Source organism: Methylobacterium sp. E-045 (genome assembly GCF_022829685.1).
In the GTDB taxonomy this organism is placed as follows: domain Bacteria; phylum Pseudomonadota; class Alphaproteobacteria; order Rhizobiales; family Beijerinckiaceae; genus Methylobacterium.
This window is the reverse complement of record NZ_JAKSYE010000125.1, coordinates 243,585-259,624: the sequence shown is the minus strand read 5'-3', so window position 1 is coordinate 259,624 and position 16,040 is coordinate 243,585. Positions and strand designations below refer to the sequence as shown.

Here is a 16,040-nt window from a genome sequence, read left to right as displayed (position 1 = left end):
GAAGGATGCCCCTATGAGCTTTACCCTGATCCAGCAGGCCACCCCGCGCCTTCACCGCTCGGAACTCGCCGTTCCCGGCTCCAACCCGACCTTCATGGAGAAGTCCGCGTCCTCGAATGCCGACGTGATCTTCCTCGACCTCGAAGATGCGGTCGCTCCCGATGACAAGGAGCAGGCCCGCAAGAACATCGTCCAGGCGCTCAACGAGATCGACTGGGGCAACAAGACCATGATGATCCGCATCAACGGTCTCGACACCCACTACATGTACCGCGATGTCGTCGACATCGTCGAAGCCTGTCCGCGCCTCGACATGATCCTGATCCCCAAGGTCGGCGTCCCCGCCGACGTCTACGCCATCGACGTGCTGGTCACGCAGATCGAGCAGTCCCTCAAGCGCGAGAAGAAGATCGGCTTCGAAGTGCTGATCGAGACCGCGCTCGGCATGGCCAATGTCGAGGCCATCGCGACCTCCTCGAAGCGTCTTGAAGCCATGTCCTTCGGCGTGGCCGACTACGCCGCCTCGTGCCGCGCCCGCGCCCAGGTGATCGGCGGCGTCAACCCCGATTACAGCGTTCTCACCGACAAGGACGAGTCCGGCAAGCGCGAGACCCATTGGCAGGATCCGTGGCTGTTCGCCCAGAACCGCATGCTCGTGGCCTGCCGCGCCTACGGCCTGCGCCCGATCGACGGTCCGTTCGGCGACTTCTCCGATCCGGACGGCTACACCTCCGCCGCCCGCCGCTGCGCTGCGCTCGGCTACGAGGGCAAGTGGGCGATCCACCCCTCGCAGATCGATCTCGCCAACGACGTGTTCACCCCGTCCGAGGCCGAGGTCACCAAGGCTCGCCGTATCCTCGAGGCCATGGAAGAGGCCGCCAAGGCCGGCAAGGGTGCCGTCTCGCTGGACGGTCGCCTCATCGACATCGCCTCGATCCGCATGGCCGAGGCGCTGATCGAGAAGGCCAACGCGATGACCGCGAAGTAAGGTTGTCGGTTCGCCGAACCTGACGGACAGGATGGCCGCTCCCGGAAGGGGCGGCCATTCTCGTGTCCGACCGGAAACGTCGTCTCCTCAGCGCCCCCGCGACGTCGGTCAGGAGTTCGTGGACGATGACGGACGCGACCGGCTCTTTCTCCTTTCGGCGGAGGGGGCCGACGCATACGTCCCGAAGGCAACCTTCGACGAGATTTCGCGCCTCGCGGTCGAGATCGCGAACAACAACGGAGAGACCATCATGCACGTGACCATCGAAGACGCCCACAAGGCCATCGAGGCCGCCCGCGCCAAGGCGGTGGAGCTCGACACCCAGATGTGTATCGCCGTCGTCGATTCCGGCGGTAACCTCAAGGCGTTCTACCGCATGGACGGGGCCTGGGTTGGTTCCATCGACATCGCCCAGAAGAAGGCCAAGACGTCCGTGTTCTTCGGCATGATGACGGGGCAGATCGGCCAGCTGTCGCAGCCGGGCGGCCCGCTCTTCGGCATCGAGCATTCCAACGAGGGCCTGATCACCTTCCCCGGTGGCATCCCCATCGTCGACAAGGACGGCGAGATGTCCGGCGCCATCGGCGTCAGCGGCTCCAGCGTGGAGAACGACCACGCCGTGGCTCTCGCCGGTGCCAGCACGGTCGGCGCCACCGAACTGCCCGCCCATCCCTGGCGGACATGACACCGCACGCCGGACAGGGTTCATCGGGTGCGTCGCACCCGGTGAACACCGTCGGTTAAGCATGCGGGCCTATCACGGTCCCACCACCCCGAGCCGTGACAGGAGCGCCGATGACCCGGGACCAACTCGCCGCCGAACTGAAGCGCATGGCCACAGCGCAGGTCGCCGACATCGAGCGTGCGGTCAAGGACGGCCACCGGACCATCGCCCTCAACGAACTGGCGGATCTGAACCGCCAGTTGAAGGCGCTGGCCGCAGCCGTGAAAGCCCGGCCCGTCGTACGGGCCTGAGACCTCCGCGCCCGACGCGACCGCCTCAGTAGCGCGGATCGCGTCCGCGCCCCTCCAGCGGCGGCTCTTCGGACAGGCGCTCGTCGCCGCCGAGTTCCTCCGCCGGGCGCTCGTCCAGGTGATCGACGCCTCGTCCGGAGCGTGTTTCGTCCGCGAAGGGAATGTCGCGGGGAGGCAGCGGAGGGCGCCGCAGGGGTCTCGCCTCGCCGTATCCGCCAGTCGGTTCCCGCTCCATCTGGAAGCGGTCCGAACGCTCCTCGCAGATCGTCACCCGCTTCACGATCTCCTCTCCATCGGGCGTGATCCGGCGTCGGACCACGACCCGGCACGGCGCGATGAGTCGCGCACCCCCGCGCTCCGGCCCGAACTCCTCCACCGGGGGCGGGGGCCGTCGCTCGACGGGGAAGTCGCGCGGCGGTCCATAGGGATCGGGGAAATCGGCGGCGAGAACGGGTACACCGCACAGTCCGAGGACCACGAATCCCGACAGGATTGGCAGCATGCGGAGCTTGGCGACGGACGAGAACGGGTTTTCGAGCACGGAACGCTCCGGAGAGTGGACCGCCCCCGCCATGGGGTTGCGGCACGATGCCAACCTGCCATCGAGCCGCTGAACCGGAGCGCACGCGAGCGCTCGGGCGGTGTTCATCTCGGGGCGAGCAACCCCGCTGCCGGTGATCCCCAACTCGATACCGTCATGCCCTGCTGCCGGCGGCCTTCAGTCGCGCCACGAGGTCGGCGATCTCGGCCCGGGCCCTCGCCACCGCATCGACCTCCTTGCCACGCACAACGATCCGGTTGGCGAACCCCTGCTGCGTCATCGACGGATAGGAGCCGATGGAGACGCCCGGGTGAGCCTTCGCGATTTCGCCCAGGCCCGAGGCGTAGTTGCCTTCGGGCAGGTTGCCGGCCTCGATCGTCTCCGACAGGACGCGCGCGCCCGTCGCGAGAGTCGGGCCGATCTCATCGAGCATGGCCTGCATGATCGCCGGCACCCCGGCCATGACGAAGACGTTGCCGATGTGAAAACCGGGGGCCTTGGAAATCGGGTTGGCGATGAGGTCGGCCCCCTCCGGAATACGCGCCATGCGCAGCCGCGCCTCGTTGAGGTCTTCGGGCTTGTGCCGCTCGAGCAGCATGGCCCGGGCTCGCGGATCGACGTCGATGGTCACGCCGAAGGCGGCCGCCACGCAATCGGCGGTGATGTCGTCGTGCGTCGGCCCGATCCCCCCGGTGGTGAAGAGGTAGGTGTAGCGGCTCCGCAATGCGTTCACCGCCTCGACGATTTCCGAGGCCTCGTCGGGGACGATGCGGACCTGCCGCAGGTCGATGCCGACGGCCGTGCAGTAATCGGCGATGGTGCCGATATTCTTGTCCTTGGTTCGTCCGGACAGGATCTCGTCGCCGATGACGAGGATCGCGGCGGTGATGGGGGAGGGAGCGGGGTCGGTCATCGGAATCCGTGGCGGTCGCGAGGTGTTCGACGACGACGTAGCGCGACGATGCCCACCTGACCATGGCGGCTCGCTGGTCCGCTCTGCGGGCTGCTGATAGGTGCGGCGCACCCCCTCGGATGTGGAGTTGCACCAAATGAAGTTCGCGGCGCCGCTGATCGAGGGCCGGCTCGTCCGGCGTTACAAGCGGTTCCTCGCCGATATCGAGTTGGCGGATGGCGGTCTCGTCACCGCGCATTGCGCCAATCCGGGCGCGATGCTCGGCCTTGTCGTGCCCGGATCGCGCGTCCTGCTGTCGGTCTCCACCAACCCCGCGCGCAAGCTCGGCTTCTCGTGGGAACTGGTTGAGGCGGACCTTCCCGGCGGTCTGCAATGGGTCGGCATCAACACCATGCGGCCCAACGCCCTCGTTGCCGAGGCCTTCGCCGACGGGCGTCTCGCGCCGCTGGCAGGATACGCTTCGCTGCGGCCCGAGGTCCGCTACGGCCGAGCCAGCCGTGTCGACTTCCTGGCCACGGGCGACGGCATCCCGCCCTGCCACGTGGAGGTGAAGAACTGCCACCTCCTGCGCCAGCCGGGCCTCGCCGAGTTTCCCGATTGTGTCGCCGCCCGCAGCGCGCGGCACATGGACGACCTGACGGAGGTCGTCGCCCAGGGCGGCCGGGCGATGCTGATCATCGTGGTGCAGATGCAGGCGGAGCGGTTCGACGTGGCGCGGGACCTCGACCCGGCCTTCGACCGGGCCTTCGCCAGGGCGGCGGCGGGCGGGGTCGAGATCCATGCCCATCGCTGCCGCATCGATCCGACCGGGATCACCATCGCCGACGCGATCCCGGTCGTGCCACCCAGTCGCACGGGTCCGTGAACCGCCATCGACGCCGACGCGCGATTTCATGGCGCCTGCGGCCGAATCCGTGGCATGCTCGTGTCCCGACGATCCAAGGAGACGATCATGGCGACTGAGAAACCACGCGGTGGCCGCGAAGCGAAGAAGCCGAAGAAGCCGGTCGTCAAGACGATCGCCGCAGCCCCCTCGACCAAGGGCACCGTGAGCATCGGCGCCAAGAAGTAGCGCCACGTCAGGCGGGCGGCGCTGCCCCGACCGATGCCGGCGGCGCCACGCCCCCGAGTTCGAGAAGGACGATCTCCGGCGGCACCCCGATACGGATCGGGATACGGCTGACGCCGAAGCCGCCGGAGACGATCATGTGCCGTCCGCCGAGGACCACATGCCCATAGGTTAGATCCTTGCCGCGCGCGAACGGGCTCAGCGGCGACATGCCGAAGAGCCGGACCTGGCCGCCATGCGTATGCCCGGACAGGGTCAGGGCGACGCGCTTCGGCACGGCGGGAAAAATGTAGGGCTCGTGCGCCATGAGGAGGATCGGAGCCCCGTCGTTCACCTGCGCCAGGGTGCCGGACAGGTCATCGCGGCCCCGCCGATCGCCCCGCGGCAGGAACGGTTCCTGATCTCCGAGCCCGGCGATCCAGAACGGGCGACCGTCCTTCACCAGCCGGAGAACCGTGTTCTCCATCACCGGAATGCCGCGCGCCTCCAGCACACGCTGCGATTCGACCGGCCCGCGCCGCGACGCCTGCGCGACCTTGTCGTCCCACCAATCGTGATTGCCCAGGACGGCATGGACACCGAGCGGCGCTCGCAGTCCCTCGATCACCCGGGCGAAATCGACGAGGGGCACCTTGCGCGTGGTGACGCTGGGGCCGGACGGATAGTCGCCGAGAAGCAGGATGAGGTCCGGACCGAGCCGGTTCGTCGCATCGACGATCTCGGCGATCCGGTCCAGCGGCATGGTCGGCTCGCCCACGTGGAAATCGGCGAGGACCGCGACCCGCAGCGTCAGCCCCTCGGTCCAGCCGGGGAGGGAGGGGGCGTAGCGCGTCACCACCAGCCGATGGCGTGGCTCGATCACGAAGCCATAAGCGCCGGTGGCGGTCACGAAGGCGGAACTCGCCCCGAGTCCGGTGAGGAACTGCCGTCTCGTCGGCAGAATCAACATATCAGCGTCCTCGACCGCAGGGTCGATACGGAGTCATCGCCTTGCGGCGGTTCCAAACACGGCGCAGCCCACTTCGGAGGGCTGAGCGTCGGTGACCAAGCCCGTGGAGGCTTGGTCGCAATGTTTGGCCAAAACGCGTTCGTTCGGGGGCGGAACGACCTCAGACGAGGGGCGCGTCCTCATGCTGGAAGTGGGTGGCCTGCCGGCGGGCGGCGATCTTCCGGGCCGCTTCCTTGGCGGCGGAGACCGAGACGTGAACCGCTGCGGCGAGGGCGGGCAGTGCCACGGGGCGGAAACCTTCGCGATCGGTTACCAGTCCGGACGCACGAGGCGTCGACGAAATGGCTGCGCGCTGGTTCAGTTCGGGGCGGGACATGGGAACGGGTCCTGTTTCACGGTGTCGGAACGCCACCAGATCCTCGTTTGTCTGATAGGCGATCACGCCGGTCTCTCGGGCACCCTTCAGAGGTTCGACCCGGACCGACGCTGTGCGGCGCAAGATCCATATGCGGCGAAGGATCATGAACGGGAGCTTAAGGATAGGCGAGAGTTGAGCAGGGTAGAGTTCCAGCTCGCCGCACTGCGTGTCTTGCGACACACGCAAGCAATATTGGAAGAATAAAAAATACAATTCCGCAGCGCAATCTGATCTTCATTGCGACGCGGAAGATCTGGACTTTTCTGAGGCAACGCCGCCCTAAAGCGCTGCCTCCAGACCTTCGGACGCGATCCATGCCTCGGTCCGGTCGAGGGCACGGGTGAGGCGGTCGAACAGCGTGTCGATCTCCTCGTGCGAGATGACCAGAGGAGGGCACACCGCAACCCGGTCGCCGGCGAGGAATCGGACGATCAGGCCCTCGGCCTGCGCGAAGGCGACGCAGCGGGCCGACACGCCGGCCTTCGGCTCGTACTGGCGCTTGGATCGCTTGTCGGCGACGATCTCCAGGCCACCGATGAGACCGATGCCGCGCGCCTCGCCGACGATGGGATGGTCGGCGAGAGCCGAGAGCCGGGCCTGGAAATGGGGCGCCTTCTCGGCGACGCCTTCAATGATGCGGTCGCGCTTGTAGATCTCGATGGTCTTCAGCGCCACGGCACAGGCGACGGGGTGACCGGAATAGGTGGTGCCGTGGCCGAACGTGCCGAGCTTGGCGCTCTGCGTCACCAGCGCCTTGTACAGCGGCTCATCGATGCTGATGCCGCCCAGCGGCATGTAGCCCGAGGTCACCGCCTTGGCGAAGGACAGGCTGTCGGGCCGCATTCCCAGGGCTTCGGAGCCGAACCAGGTGCCGAGGCGGCCGAAGCCGCAGATCACCTCGTCGGCGATGAAGCGCACGTCGTAGCGGTCGAGCACGGCCTGGATCCTGGCGAAATAGCCGGCGGGCGGGGCGATGGCGCCGCCCGCTCCCATCACCGGCTCCGCCACGAAGGCGGCGACGGTCTCCGGCCCCTCGCGGAGGATCAGCGCTTCGAGTTCATCGGCGAGGCGCTGCGAGAACGCCTCCTCGGTCTCGCCGGCCTCGGCGAAGCGGTAATGATGCGGGCAGCCCACATGCAGGAAGCCGGGCAGCGGCAGATCCCAATCGGCATGGTTGGCGGTGAGGCCGGTCATCGAGGCCGTGGCGACGGTGACGCCGTGATAGCCCTTGATCCGCGAGATGATCTTCTTCTTGGCGGGCCGGCCGAGCGCGTTGTTGAGATACCAGGTCAGCTTCACCTGGGTGTCGTTGGCCTCGGACCCGGACGACGTGAAGAAGATCTTCGAAGTCGGGATCGGCATCAGCTCCTTCAGGGTCTCGGCGAGCTCGATGGCCGGATCGTGGCTGCGGCCGGAGAACAGGTGGGTGAAGGGCAGGCGCGACATCTGCTCGCTCGCCGCCTCCACCAGTTCCTCGTTCGAGTAGCCGAGCGCCGTGCACCACAGGCCGGCCATGCCTTCGAGATAGGGCCGTCCGTCGCTGTCATAGACCCAGACCCCATGGCCGCGCTCCAGTACCAGGGGGCCGGTCTCGCGGAAGGTGGAGAGGTTGGTGTAGGGATGGATCAGCGTTTCGACGTCGCGGGTCGCGAGGTTCGAGAGCATGGGCCTGCCGTTACCTGTGGAAGCGGGCCGGTTCGGCCCCGTGTTCATGCAATGCCATACTAGCGACCCGGCGCGCCTTCACAAACCCATCCCGTCACCGCAGCGCCCCGCACGGAACGTCAGGACCATGCTCGACCCCGCAACCTTCGTGGCCCATCCAGCGCCCGGCCGCTCCTGCGGAACCTGCACCCTGTGCTGCAAGGTCTATGACGTGCCCGCGGTGGAGAGCGTCGCCGGCCAGTGGTGCCGGCACACCAAGCAGGGCCGGGGCTGCGCCATCCATCCGACTCGGCCGGACCATTGCCGCGCCTTCCACTGTCTCTGGATGACGGAAGCCTGGCTCGGCGCCGAGTGGAAGCCGGAGCGGGCCAAGATGGTGCTCGCCCTCGATCCGGTGACGAAGAACATGAATGTCCAGGTCGATCCCGGCCAACCGAATGCATGGCGGCGCGAGCCGTATTACGCCCAGCTGCGGCGCTGGGCCGCCGCCTCCCTGGCTCAGGACCGCCTCGTCCTCGTCCATCTCAACACATCCACCACCGTGATCCTGCCCGACCGTGACGTGGCCTTGGGTGTCTTCGAACCCGGCGACAGGATCGTGCGGCGAGATCGCGCCGGCGCCTTCGACGTCGAGAAGGTGAGGGCCGGCGCTTGACCGGGCTGAGGCCACGACGTCTCGCCGGCATCCTGTTCGACAAGGATGGCACCCTCATCGATTTCGACCGGACCTGGGGGCCGGCGGCACATGCGGTCATGGATGATCTGGCCGGGGGCGATCGCGCGCAGCTGAAATCGCTGATGCAGGTGAGTCACTACGTCGAGGAGGAGCGCCGCTTCCTGCCGACCTCGCCTCTCATCGCCGGTTCCTCGGCCGCGTACGGCCCGCTCTGGGCGGCGGTCCTCGGCCGGCCGGCGGGGCCGGATCTCTACGGGGAGATGGACCGGCTGTTCCGACGCGAGGGGCTGGCGCATCTGTGCCCGATCGGCGACCCGGCCGGAATGGCACGCGACCTCGTCGAAGCGGGATACGCCCTCGGCATCGCCACCAACGACGCCGAGGCCTCGGCGCGGGCGCAGGCCGATGCCCTGGGCCTGACACCGCATCTGACTTACGTCGCGGGCTACGATTCCGGGCATGGGGCGAAGCCGGAGCCGGGCATGGTCGGCGCCTTCGCCGCGCATCTCGGCGTCGCGCCGGGGCGGATCGCCATGGTCGGCGATTCGCCCTACGACCTCGTTGCCGGCCGCTCCGCCGGGGCCGTCACCATCGCGGTCTTGAGCGGTCCCCTGGGGGAGGCCGCCCGCGAGGTCATGGCGCCGCTCGCCGACCACGTGATCGGCTCGATCAAGGATCTTGCCGCTCTGCTCGACCGGATCGCCGATTAGCAGGCGCCATCGGTGGCCGTCCCGGAGCGGATGGAAGGGGAATTTTTACCGGTACGCGACCACATTTCCGACCGCCATCGAGAGGCCCTTGGATGCGCTACGCGCCATCCCGTGAGGCCGCGCGATGGCGCTTCGACGATGAGGGGATGGCGCACCACGGAGGCCTCGCCGGTGCGCCAGCCTCCCTGCTTTTCCGGTGAGTATCCGACGATGTTCCGTGACGACCGCACCGGCTTCGAGGGCGGCAGCCCCGCGTCTCCGACGAAGCGCGACATTCTCAGGGGCGTCGCCGGCACGGCCTTCACGGCGGCGCTGCCCTTCATCGCCTCGCCCGCCCTCGCGCAGACGGGGAAGGCACCAAAGCATGTGCTCGTCCTCGGCGCGGGCATGTCGGGCCTGACGGCGGCGCTGGCACTCCTACGGCGTGGCCACCGCGTCACGGTGATCGAGTACCAGGACCGTATCGGCGGTCGCCTCTACTCGCTTCCGCTGAAGAACGGACAGTTCACGGAGGCCGGCGGCGGCCATTTCCGGTCGAACATGCCCTATGTGCTGAGCTATGTCCGGCGCTTCAACCTGCCGCTCCTCAGCCTCAACGACGGTCTTCCGCGCTACATGGTCGGCGGACGGACCGGGACGGGGGCCGACCTCGCGAACTGGCCCTGGCCCGTCTCGCGGGAGGAGCGCAACGTCAGCGTCGCGACGAGCCTCAACCGCTATCTCTACCGGGCCGGGCTCGACACCGATTCGGTGCTCGATTCCCGCTGGCCCGACCCGGATTCGCTCGCCCGCTACGACAACGTGACGGTGGGCGACCTCGTGAAGGGCGTCGGCGCATCGGAGGCCTTCTGCCAGCTCCTCGACGCCCATGGCGGCACCTTCACCAGCCGCTCGCAGGCCCTGGGTGCCATTCCCGACCTCGCCTATCATTTCGGCGACCAGAACGTGTTCCGCATCGAAGGTGGCAACAACCGCCTGCCCATGGCCCTCGCCGGGGCGATCGGCCCGGCCAACATCGTCCTCAAGGCCGAGGTGGTCAGCATCGAGCAGACCGACGGCGGCGTCCGCGTCGGCACCCGGGACGGCCGCGCCTTCTCCGGCGACGCCATCGTGTCCACGATCCCCTTCAGCGTCCTCGGCGGGATCGACGTGAAACCCGGCTGGTCGGAGGGCAAGCGGCGCATGTTCGCCGAAATGGAATGGGACAAGACCGTGAAGGTCATCGTCCAGACCAGGACGCCCTCCTGGCTGTCCAAGAACGTCCACGGCTGGCCCATGGCCGGCGGCGACCGGCCCTGGGAGCGGGTCATCGACATCACCGGCAACGAGACCGGGTCGCATGGCAACGTCTTCTTCTACCTCAACGGCGCGAATGCGGAGGCGATCCTGGCCCGCCCCCGTGAGACGCGCGCCCAGGTGACCGTCGATCAGTTCCGGGCCGACATGCCCGACCTGTTCGACGAGGTGATCACGGTGAAGGATTTCGCCTGGACCGAGCAGCCCTGGATCAAGGGCTCGTTCGGCTCGCCTCCGCTGGGCGGCGGCTGGATGATTCGGGAATGGACCATGCCCGAGGACCGCATCCATTTCGCCGGCGACTTCACCAGCCTGAAGACCGGTTGGGTCGAGGGCGCGATCGAGGCGGGCCTGCGGGCGGCCCGCCAGATCGACCCGCTGGTCGAGGCCGAGGGCCGACCGGTTATCCGTCAGTCGCTCTGACCGCGCGGGGATCTGGCCCGTGCTGCGGACGTCCGCCGCGGCGCGGGGAGACGGCGAAGGGGTGTCCGCATCGTCGTCCGGCTTCAGGTCTCCGAATCGGCGCGGGCCACGTCGCGCCACTTCAGAACGAGATGCTCGAAGGCCGCGATGTCGTGCGCCGGCAGGGTCCCGAGGGTGCGCGCCACATACGCCTTCTGCGCGGCGATGCCACGCGCCGCGATCTCGGTCCCGGCCGGAGTGAGGCGGAGGGCGTGGGAGCGCCGGTCGCCGGGGATGGCATGGCGCTCGACGAAACCGGCCTGGACGAGCCGGTCGATCAATCCCGAGACATTGCCCTTGGTGACGTAGAGGCGCGCGGCGAGGTCCTGCTGCGTCAGCCCCTCGCGTTCGGTAAGCGTCGAGAGCACGTCGAATTGCGGGATGGACAACCCGAGGCCTCGCAGCTCGGCCGTCATCGCGGCGGTCACCCTCCGGTTGAGGCGGATGAAGCGGAACCAGACCCTCAGCGGGTCGTCCGATGCTCCGTCGGGCACGGCGGGGCGGGGCGCTGTGGTGAGGCTCATGTGTCTGCCGCTATAGCAGAAGCGGGCGGCATCGAAAGTGCGGCAAAACTCGCGGGTGGCGTCGGAATGCGAGGCCCGGTAAAGCTTTGGGCTCAGGCGCGCGGGCACGACCTCCCGATGGCGCGGCGATCTCCCGGACAGCGATTTCACCCGTATCATGCGTCGTTCGCTTATCGAGGAGCCCATCACCCGCGCCGGTCCGCTCTCGCGCGGGACCGCGATCCTGTCGGTCCTCGTCACCCTGTTCGCCCTCGTTCTGGTGCGCGATCCGAGGGCGGAGGAGGGCCCCGCCCTGGTGACGCTGGCGTCCGGCCTCGCCCTGGCGGTCGTCGCCATCGCCTTTGCCGTCTTCGCCTTCGTCCGGGTCTGGCGCGAGGGAGCGCGCGGCGTGGGAAGCGCGCTCGCCGGCCTGTTCCTCGCCGCGATCACCCTCGGCTATCCGGTCTTCGTCGGGCTGCGCGGCCTGCGGCTCCCCGCCATCGTCGACGTGACCACCGATACCGATAACCCGCCCGCCTTCTCGCGCTCCCATGCCGCCTTCGCGGCGCGCGAAGGACATTATCCCCCCGATCCGGGGCCGCAGGCGCGAACCGCGCAGCGCGCCACCTACCTGCAGGTCGCCCCGCTCACCCTGGACCTCGACGCCAACGCCGCGTTCGAACTCGCCCGCAAGGCCGCGGTGAACCGCAAATGGCAGATCGTGGAAGCGATCCGCCCCGGAGGCCGCATCGGCAACGGCCGGATCGAGGCGGTGACGCGCGGGCTCATCCTGAACCTCGCCAGCGACGTGACCGTCCGGGTCCGGCCGAGGGCGGACGGCGCCCGGATCGACGTGCGATCGGCATCCCGCATCGGCGACCGCGATTTCGGCGCCAATGCCGACAGCATCCGGGCCTATCTCGACGAGGTCGCCAACCTCGCCATCGCGGTCAAGTAAGCGACCGCGCGATCCGGCGCTTTCCCGCGAGGCCGGTTTCAGGCCGGTCGGTAGGTGCTGTCGAGGCGCGGCGGGCCGTCGGTGACGACGATCCCGCGCTCCACCAGATCCTCCAGATGGGCGAAGACCGAGAGCGCCGCCGCACCCTGGAGGGGCGCGCTCAGGCCCTGGTAGATCACGCCGACGATGGAGCGGATGTCGCGGTCCCCGGCCTCGATCCGTGCCCGGATCGCGCTCTCGCGCTGGCGCCGGTGGGCGAGGAGGCCGCGGACGAAGCGGCGCGGATCGCGCACCGGACCGCCATGGCCCGGCCAGTAGATCGTCTCGTCGCGCCCGCGCAACGCCTCGAGCGACGCCATGTAGGCGCGCATGGAGCCGTCGGGGGGCGCCACGATGGTGGTGGACCACGCCATCACGTGATCGCCCGAGAACAGGGCCGATTCCTCCGGCAGGGCGAAGGCGAGGTGATTCATGGTGTGGCCCGGCGTTGCCACCGCCCGCAGGCTCCAGCCCGGCCCGTCCACCGTGTCGCCCTCCGCCATCTCCCGGTCGGGCCGGTGGTCCCGGTCGGCGCTGGCGTCGAGATGCGGGAACTCGCCCTCGGCGAGGAGCCTGGCGGCGCGATGCTGGCCGCAGCCGACGATGGGCGCGCCCGTCTCCGCCTGCAGCAGGCGGGCGCCCGGCGAGTGGTCGCGATGGGTATGGGTGACGACGATGGCGCTGAGCCGCTCCCCGGCGATGGCGGCGATGAGCGCCGCCACGTGACCGGCATCGGCCGGGCCGGGATCGATGATCGCCACCTCGCCCCGTCCGACGATGTAGCTGCAGGTGCCGCTCGACGTGAACGGACTGGCGTTGGGACAGATCCGCCGGCGCACCAGCGGCGACAGGCTCACCGTCTCGCCGTTCGCCGGCGCCGCACCGTCGAAATTCGGATCCGCCGCGGTGTCGCCGTCGTCGCTGGTCTTGGTCATGCGGCACCTGGGAACGATCACACTCGCGTCCGCCCCTAATCCATCGCGGGGCAAGCCACAACGGACGCCCCGATCAACAGGTGACGTCAGCGGGTGAAGGGCGAGGACACCACGACGCGGACGACGGCAAAACCCGCATCGCCGTCCTGCCGGCGCTGGACGCTGCCGAAGCCTCCGGTCCCGTCACTGGCGCCCATCTGGGCGACCCGGATACGCGGAGCGCGGTCGACCGCTCGGACGGCCTGACGGACATCCTGCTCCGCGGCGCGGGCGTCGGCTTCGCGCCGGACGACGTCGATCTTGCGGTCGATGCTGCGGCGCTCGCGGCGGGAGAGGATACCGGCCTCGCGAAAATCCACCACGGTGAAGCCGCCGGGCCGGGTGGAGACCACCACGCGGGCGCTCGACGGCGTGGCGACCACGTCGCCCACCCGCGCGGTCTGGTCGCGCTCGATCGGCAGAGGCGCCGCCGCCACGCCTTCGGGCTGGCAGGAGCACTGCTCGATGCGCTTCGTGCGGTACAGGTTGGCGACCGCGAGGGCTCGGTAGGGGCGCCCGTCGAGACCGACGGCCCGGTCGAGATCGTTCTGCCTCGCACCCAGCGTGTAGAGGCTGGTGGCGGCGTTGGGGCAAGCCGCGGCACAGGCCGCCTCGTGCAGGGGAATATCGGAGCGGGACGCCAGGCGCCCGAGGGGGAACAGGTAGCCGTCGCAGGCCCGGACGCAGACCGTGCGGGCTCCCAGCGCCGAGGCGGTCAGCGCAGCGGATGCGGCATGGCTCGCACGGGCGGGGACGGGTCGCGTGATCCGAGCGAGGCGGGGCGTCTGGCGCGGCGCCTGGACCGCCGTGATGCGGCTCGGAGTGGGAAGGGAGGCGTAGCGGGGCCGGGCGGGGCGCGGCATCGAAACGGGCGCGGGCTGGGGTTGGACCGCCGGCCCGCGAAAGATCTGTTCGAAAAAGTTGAAGATGCCTCCCTGCTCGGAGGCCTGTACCAGGCCCGATCCGGCAACGACACCGCCGAGGCCGAGGACCAGTCCGGCCAGGACCGGGGCGACAAAGCGCGTCTGCGTCGCGAAACTCGTCCGCTTCCTGCCGGGGTTCGTGGACCGCATCGTTCTCTTAACCCTTTGGCAACCATCCGCCAGGACGCCCCTCCTGCCTAAGGCCGACGCGAGCGCCTTCGCAACGGGGGTAGACCACCGAGTTTTGCCGATCGGCAAACGACCGATCCCGCGCCGTCCCGGTCAGCGCACCCGACCGGTGGCCGGATCCGGGATGAGAGGGCGGACCCGATCCCCTTACGGCCACGCGCTTTTTCGAGCCCTCGACACGAGACCGGCGCGACCGGATCGAACTCGGCGCCAGCCCCAATCTTAGCCTTTGTTTTTCATTATAGCCGATGCTATATGCCGTTCTGGGTGCAGTGCGATACCCGTGACTCAGCTCGGCGAAAGACGCGGCATGGACAGGCTCGACGAAGACCGGGGGTGGCGTTTCAGCCGCGAGACGAACGAACAGCCGAGCCTCGGGCGCATGAATGCCAGCATTCCCGTGCTGTCGCAGGGAACCTGGCTGCGGCGGCTGCTGGCTTTCATCGGGCCGGGCTACATGATCTCCGTCGGCTACATGGACCCGGGCAACTGGGCCACCGACATCGCGGGCGGTTCGCAATTCGGCTACACGCTGCTGGCCGTCATCCTGCTGTCGAACCTCATGGCGATCGTGCTGCAGGCCCTCTCGGCCCGGCTCGGCATCGCCACCGGCCGCGACCTCGCCCAAGCCTGCCGCGATCATTATCCCCGGCCGGTCAGCCTCGTCCTGTGGGTCGCCTGCGAGGCGGCGATCATCGCCTGCGACCTCGCCGAGGTCATCGGCACCGCCATCGCCCTCAAGCTGCTCTTCGGCATCCCCCTCGTCCTCGGGGCGATCATCACGGCCCTCGACGTGTTCCTGATACTGCTGCTGATGCGGCGCGGCTTCCGGGCGCTCGAAGCCTTCGTCATCGCGCTGCTGCTGGTGATCTTCGTGTGCTTCGGCATCCAGATCGTGCTGGCCGCGCCTCCGATCCAGGCGGTGCTCGCCGGCTTCATCCCCTCGTCGCAGATCGTCACCAACCCGGCCGCCCTGTACATCGCCATCGGCATCATCGGCGCCACCGTCATGCCGCATAACCTCTACCTGCATTCCTCCATCGTGCAGACGCGGGCCTATCCCCGCACCGAGGACGGGCGCCGGAGCGCCCTGCGCTTCGCGGTGACGGATTCCACCATCGCCCTGATGCTGGCGCTCTTCGTCAATGCCGCGATCCTCATCATGGCGGCCTCGGTGTTCCATTCCACCGGGCGCACCGACGTTCAGGAGATCGAGCAGGCCTACGAGTTGCTCTCGCCGCTGCTGGGAGCCGGGATCGCCTCCACCCTGTTCGCCGTGGCCCTGCTCGCCTCGGGGCTCAATTCCACCGTCACCGCGACGCTGGCCGGCCAGATCATCATGGAAGGCTTCCTGCGCCTGCGCATTCCCGACTGGGCGCGCCGCCTGATCACGCGCGGCATCGCCATCGTCCCCGTCGTCGTCGTGACGGGGCTCTACGGCGAGGATGGCACCGCGCGCCTCCTGGTGCTCAGTCAGGTCGTCCTGTCCATGCAATTGCCCTTCGCGGTGATCCCCCTCGTTCGCTTCGTGTCGGACAAGCAGAAGATGGGAGCCCTCGTCATTCCCCCCTGGCTGAAGGTCCTCGCCTGGGTGATCGCCGCGATCATCGTCGTCCTCAACGTCAAGCTCCTCGTGGACACCGTCACGGGCGCCTGACGCACAGGGTCCGACGCCCGCGCCCCTGACGGGCAGCGGGCGGACACCGCACGGAACACCCCCCACCGGGCCGCCCCCGCGGCGTCGGACGGCAAAGCTTTGCCCGGCTATATAGCACTGGCTATACTATCGAGA

At 68.7% G+C, this 16,040-nt stretch carries 17 protein-coding genes; 9 read left to right on the top strand and 8 right to left on the bottom strand.

The features are described from left to right. Positions 1-13 precede the first annotated feature (13 nt). The 3 genes from MKK51_RS24540 (at position 14) to MKK51_RS24530 (ending at position 1,963) form a co-directional block, all read left to right on the top strand. Positions 14-988, top strand: a complete 975-nt coding sequence (locus tag MKK51_RS24540) for an HpcH/HpaI aldolase/citrate lyase family protein (RefSeq protein ID WP_243981930.1) — start codon at positions 14-16, stop codon at positions 986-988. A gap of 250 nt (positions 989-1,238) precedes the next feature. Next, positions 1,239-1,673, top strand: coding sequence for a GlcG/HbpS family heme-binding protein (locus MKK51_RS24535; protein WP_056158633.1), 435 nt, complete (start codon positions 1,239-1,241; stop codon positions 1,671-1,673). Positions 1,674-1,783: 110 nt separating this feature from the next. Next, positions 1,784-1,963, top strand: a complete 180-nt coding sequence (locus tag MKK51_RS24530; protein WP_018042405.1) for a hypothetical protein — start codon at positions 1,784-1,786, stop codon at positions 1,961-1,963. Between the two features lie 25 nt (positions 1,964-1,988). On the opposite strand, the gene MKK51_RS24525 is transcribed toward MKK51_RS24530, so the two are convergent. Further along, positions 1,989-2,504: a hypothetical protein gene (locus tag MKK51_RS24525; protein ID WP_243981928.1), complete on the bottom strand. Its 516-nt coding sequence runs from the start codon at positions 2,502-2,504 to the stop codon at positions 1,989-1,991. 154 nt (positions 2,505-2,658) lie between these two features. Further along, positions 2,659-3,417, bottom strand: coding sequence for a competence/damage-inducible protein A (locus MKK51_RS24520; RefSeq protein WP_243981926.1), 759 nt, complete (start codon positions 3,415-3,417; stop codon positions 2,659-2,661). Between the two features lie 136 nt (positions 3,418-3,553). Between MKK51_RS24520 and sfsA the strand changes: the two genes are divergently transcribed. After that, positions 3,554-4,282 carry a DNA/RNA nuclease SfsA gene (gene sfsA / locus MKK51_RS24515; protein WP_243981924.1) on the top strand — a complete coding sequence of 243 codons (729 nt, stop codon included), beginning with the start codon at positions 3,554-3,556 and terminating at the stop codon, positions 4,280-4,282. 214 nt (positions 4,283-4,496) lie between these two features. Here sfsA and MKK51_RS24510 read toward each other — a convergent pair whose 3' ends face one another. The 3 genes from MKK51_RS24510 to MKK51_RS24500 form a co-directional block, all read right to left on the bottom strand. Next, entirely contained in the window at positions 4,497-5,435 is a 939-nt protein-coding gene (locus tag MKK51_RS24510; protein WP_243981915.1) for a metallophosphoesterase, read from the bottom strand. Between the two features lie 160 nt (positions 5,436-5,595). Continuing rightward, positions 5,596-5,811, bottom strand: coding sequence for a hypothetical protein (locus MKK51_RS24505; protein WP_243981913.1), 216 nt, complete (start codon positions 5,809-5,811; stop codon positions 5,596-5,598). A 321-nt stretch (positions 5,812-6,132) separates the two neighbouring features. After that, a complete protein-coding gene (locus tag MKK51_RS24500) occupies positions 6,133-7,518 on the bottom strand; it encodes an aminotransferase (RefSeq protein WP_243981911.1) in 1,386 nt (461 codons plus the stop codon). 127 nt (positions 7,519-7,645) lie between these two features. On the opposite strand from MKK51_RS24500, the gene MKK51_RS24495 reads away from it, so the two are divergent. The 3 genes from MKK51_RS24495 (at position 7,646) to MKK51_RS24485 (ending at position 10,623) form a co-directional block, all read left to right on the top strand. Continuing rightward, positions 7,646-8,173 (top strand): hypothetical protein, encoded by a 528-nt coding sequence (locus tag MKK51_RS24495; RefSeq protein WP_243981910.1) that lies wholly within the window; start codon positions 7,646-7,648, stop codon positions 8,171-8,173. Then, the gene (locus tag MKK51_RS24490) at positions 8,170-8,904 is read left to right on the top strand and encodes an HAD family hydrolase (RefSeq protein WP_243981908.1); all 735 of its coding nucleotides are present in this window, start codon (positions 8,170-8,172) and stop codon (positions 8,902-8,904) included. Before MKK51_RS24495 ends, MKK51_RS24490 begins: the two co-directional genes overlap by 4 nt. 210 nt (positions 8,905-9,114) lie before the next feature. Continuing rightward, positions 9,115-10,623 (top strand): flavin monoamine oxidase family protein, encoded by a 1,509-nt coding sequence (locus MKK51_RS24485; protein WP_243981906.1) that lies wholly within the window; start codon positions 9,115-9,117, stop codon positions 10,621-10,623. An 83-nt stretch (positions 10,624-10,706) separates the two neighbouring features. On the opposite strand, the gene MKK51_RS24480 is transcribed toward MKK51_RS24485, so the two are convergent. After that, a complete protein-coding gene (locus MKK51_RS24480; RefSeq protein ID WP_243981904.1) occupies positions 10,707-11,186 on the bottom strand; it encodes a MarR family winged helix-turn-helix transcriptional regulator in 480 nt (159 codons plus the stop codon). Between the two features lie 157 nt (positions 11,187-11,343). On the opposite strand from MKK51_RS24480, the gene MKK51_RS24475 reads away from it, so the two are divergent. Next, positions 11,344-12,123, top strand: a complete 780-nt coding sequence (locus MKK51_RS24475; protein ID WP_243981902.1) for a DUF1499 domain-containing protein — start codon at positions 11,344-11,346, stop codon at positions 12,121-12,123. A gap of 38 nt (positions 12,124-12,161) precedes the next feature. On the opposite strand, the gene MKK51_RS24470 is transcribed toward MKK51_RS24475, so the two are convergent. After that, entirely contained in the window at positions 12,162-13,097 is a 936-nt protein-coding gene (locus tag MKK51_RS24470; protein ID WP_243981900.1) for an MBL fold metallo-hydrolase, read from the bottom strand. Between the two features lie 86 nt (positions 13,098-13,183). After that, positions 13,184-14,209 (bottom strand): DUF2865 domain-containing protein, encoded by a 1,026-nt coding sequence (locus MKK51_RS24465; protein ID WP_243981898.1) that lies wholly within the window; start codon positions 14,207-14,209, stop codon positions 13,184-13,186. 349 nt (positions 14,210-14,558) lie between these two features. Here MKK51_RS24465 and MKK51_RS24460 point away from each other — a divergent pair, with 349 nt between their 5' ends. Then, positions 14,559-15,905 (top strand): Nramp family divalent metal transporter, encoded by a 1,347-nt coding sequence (locus tag MKK51_RS24460; protein ID WP_279601298.1) that lies wholly within the window; start codon positions 14,559-14,561, stop codon positions 15,903-15,905. Positions 15,906-16,040 lie beyond the last annotated feature (135 nt).

Bases quoted from the DNA above. Each gene is read 5' to 3' on its own strand.
- MKK51_RS24505 (WP_243981913.1), bottom strand. From the start codon at position 5,811: ATGTCCCGCCCCGAACTGAACCAGCGCGCAGCCATTTCGTCGACGCCT.
- MKK51_RS24500 (WP_243981911.1), bottom strand. From the start codon at position 7,518: ATGCTCTCGAACCTCGCGACCCGCGACGTCGAAACGCTGATCCATCCC.
- MKK51_RS24480 (WP_243981904.1), bottom strand. From the start codon at position 11,186: ATGAGCCTCACCACAGCGCCCCGCCCCGCCGTGCCCGACGGAGCATCG.
- sfsA (WP_243981924.1), top strand. From the start codon at position 3,554: ATGAAGTTCGCGGCGCCGCTGATCGAGGGCCGGCTCGTCCGGCGTTAC.
- MKK51_RS24530 (WP_018042405.1), top strand. From the start codon at position 1,784: ATGACCCGGGACCAACTCGCCGCCGAACTGAAGCGCATGGCCACAGCG.
- MKK51_RS24470 (WP_243981900.1), bottom strand. From the start codon at position 13,097: ATGACCAAGACCAGCGACGACGGCGACACCGCGGCGGATCCGAATTTC.
- MKK51_RS24475 (WP_243981902.1), top strand. From the start codon at position 11,344: ATGCGTCGTTCGCTTATCGAGGAGCCCATCACCCGCGCCGGTCCGCTC.
- MKK51_RS24535 (WP_056158633.1), top strand. From the start codon at position 1,239: ATGCACGTGACCATCGAAGACGCCCACAAGGCCATCGAGGCCGCCCGC.
- MKK51_RS24520 (WP_243981926.1), bottom strand. From the start codon at position 3,417: ATGACCGACCCCGCTCCCTCCCCCATCACCGCCGCGATCCTCGTCATC.
- MKK51_RS24495 (WP_243981910.1), top strand. From the start codon at position 7,646: ATGCTCGACCCCGCAACCTTCGTGGCCCATCCAGCGCCCGGCCGCTCC.
- MKK51_RS24510 (WP_243981915.1), bottom strand. From the start codon at position 5,435: ATGTTGATTCTGCCGACGAGACGGCAGTTCCTCACCGGACTCGGGGCG.
- MKK51_RS24460 (WP_279601298.1), top strand. From the start codon at position 14,559: ATGGACAGGCTCGACGAAGACCGGGGGTGGCGTTTCAGCCGCGAGACG.
- MKK51_RS24465 (WP_243981898.1), bottom strand. From the start codon at position 14,209: ATGCGGTCCACGAACCCCGGCAGGAAGCGGACGAGTTTCGCGACGCAG.
- MKK51_RS24540 (WP_243981930.1), top strand. From the start codon at position 14: ATGAGCTTTACCCTGATCCAGCAGGCCACCCCGCGCCTTCACCGCTCG.
- MKK51_RS24485 (WP_243981906.1), top strand. From the start codon at position 9,115: ATGTTCCGTGACGACCGCACCGGCTTCGAGGGCGGCAGCCCCGCGTCT.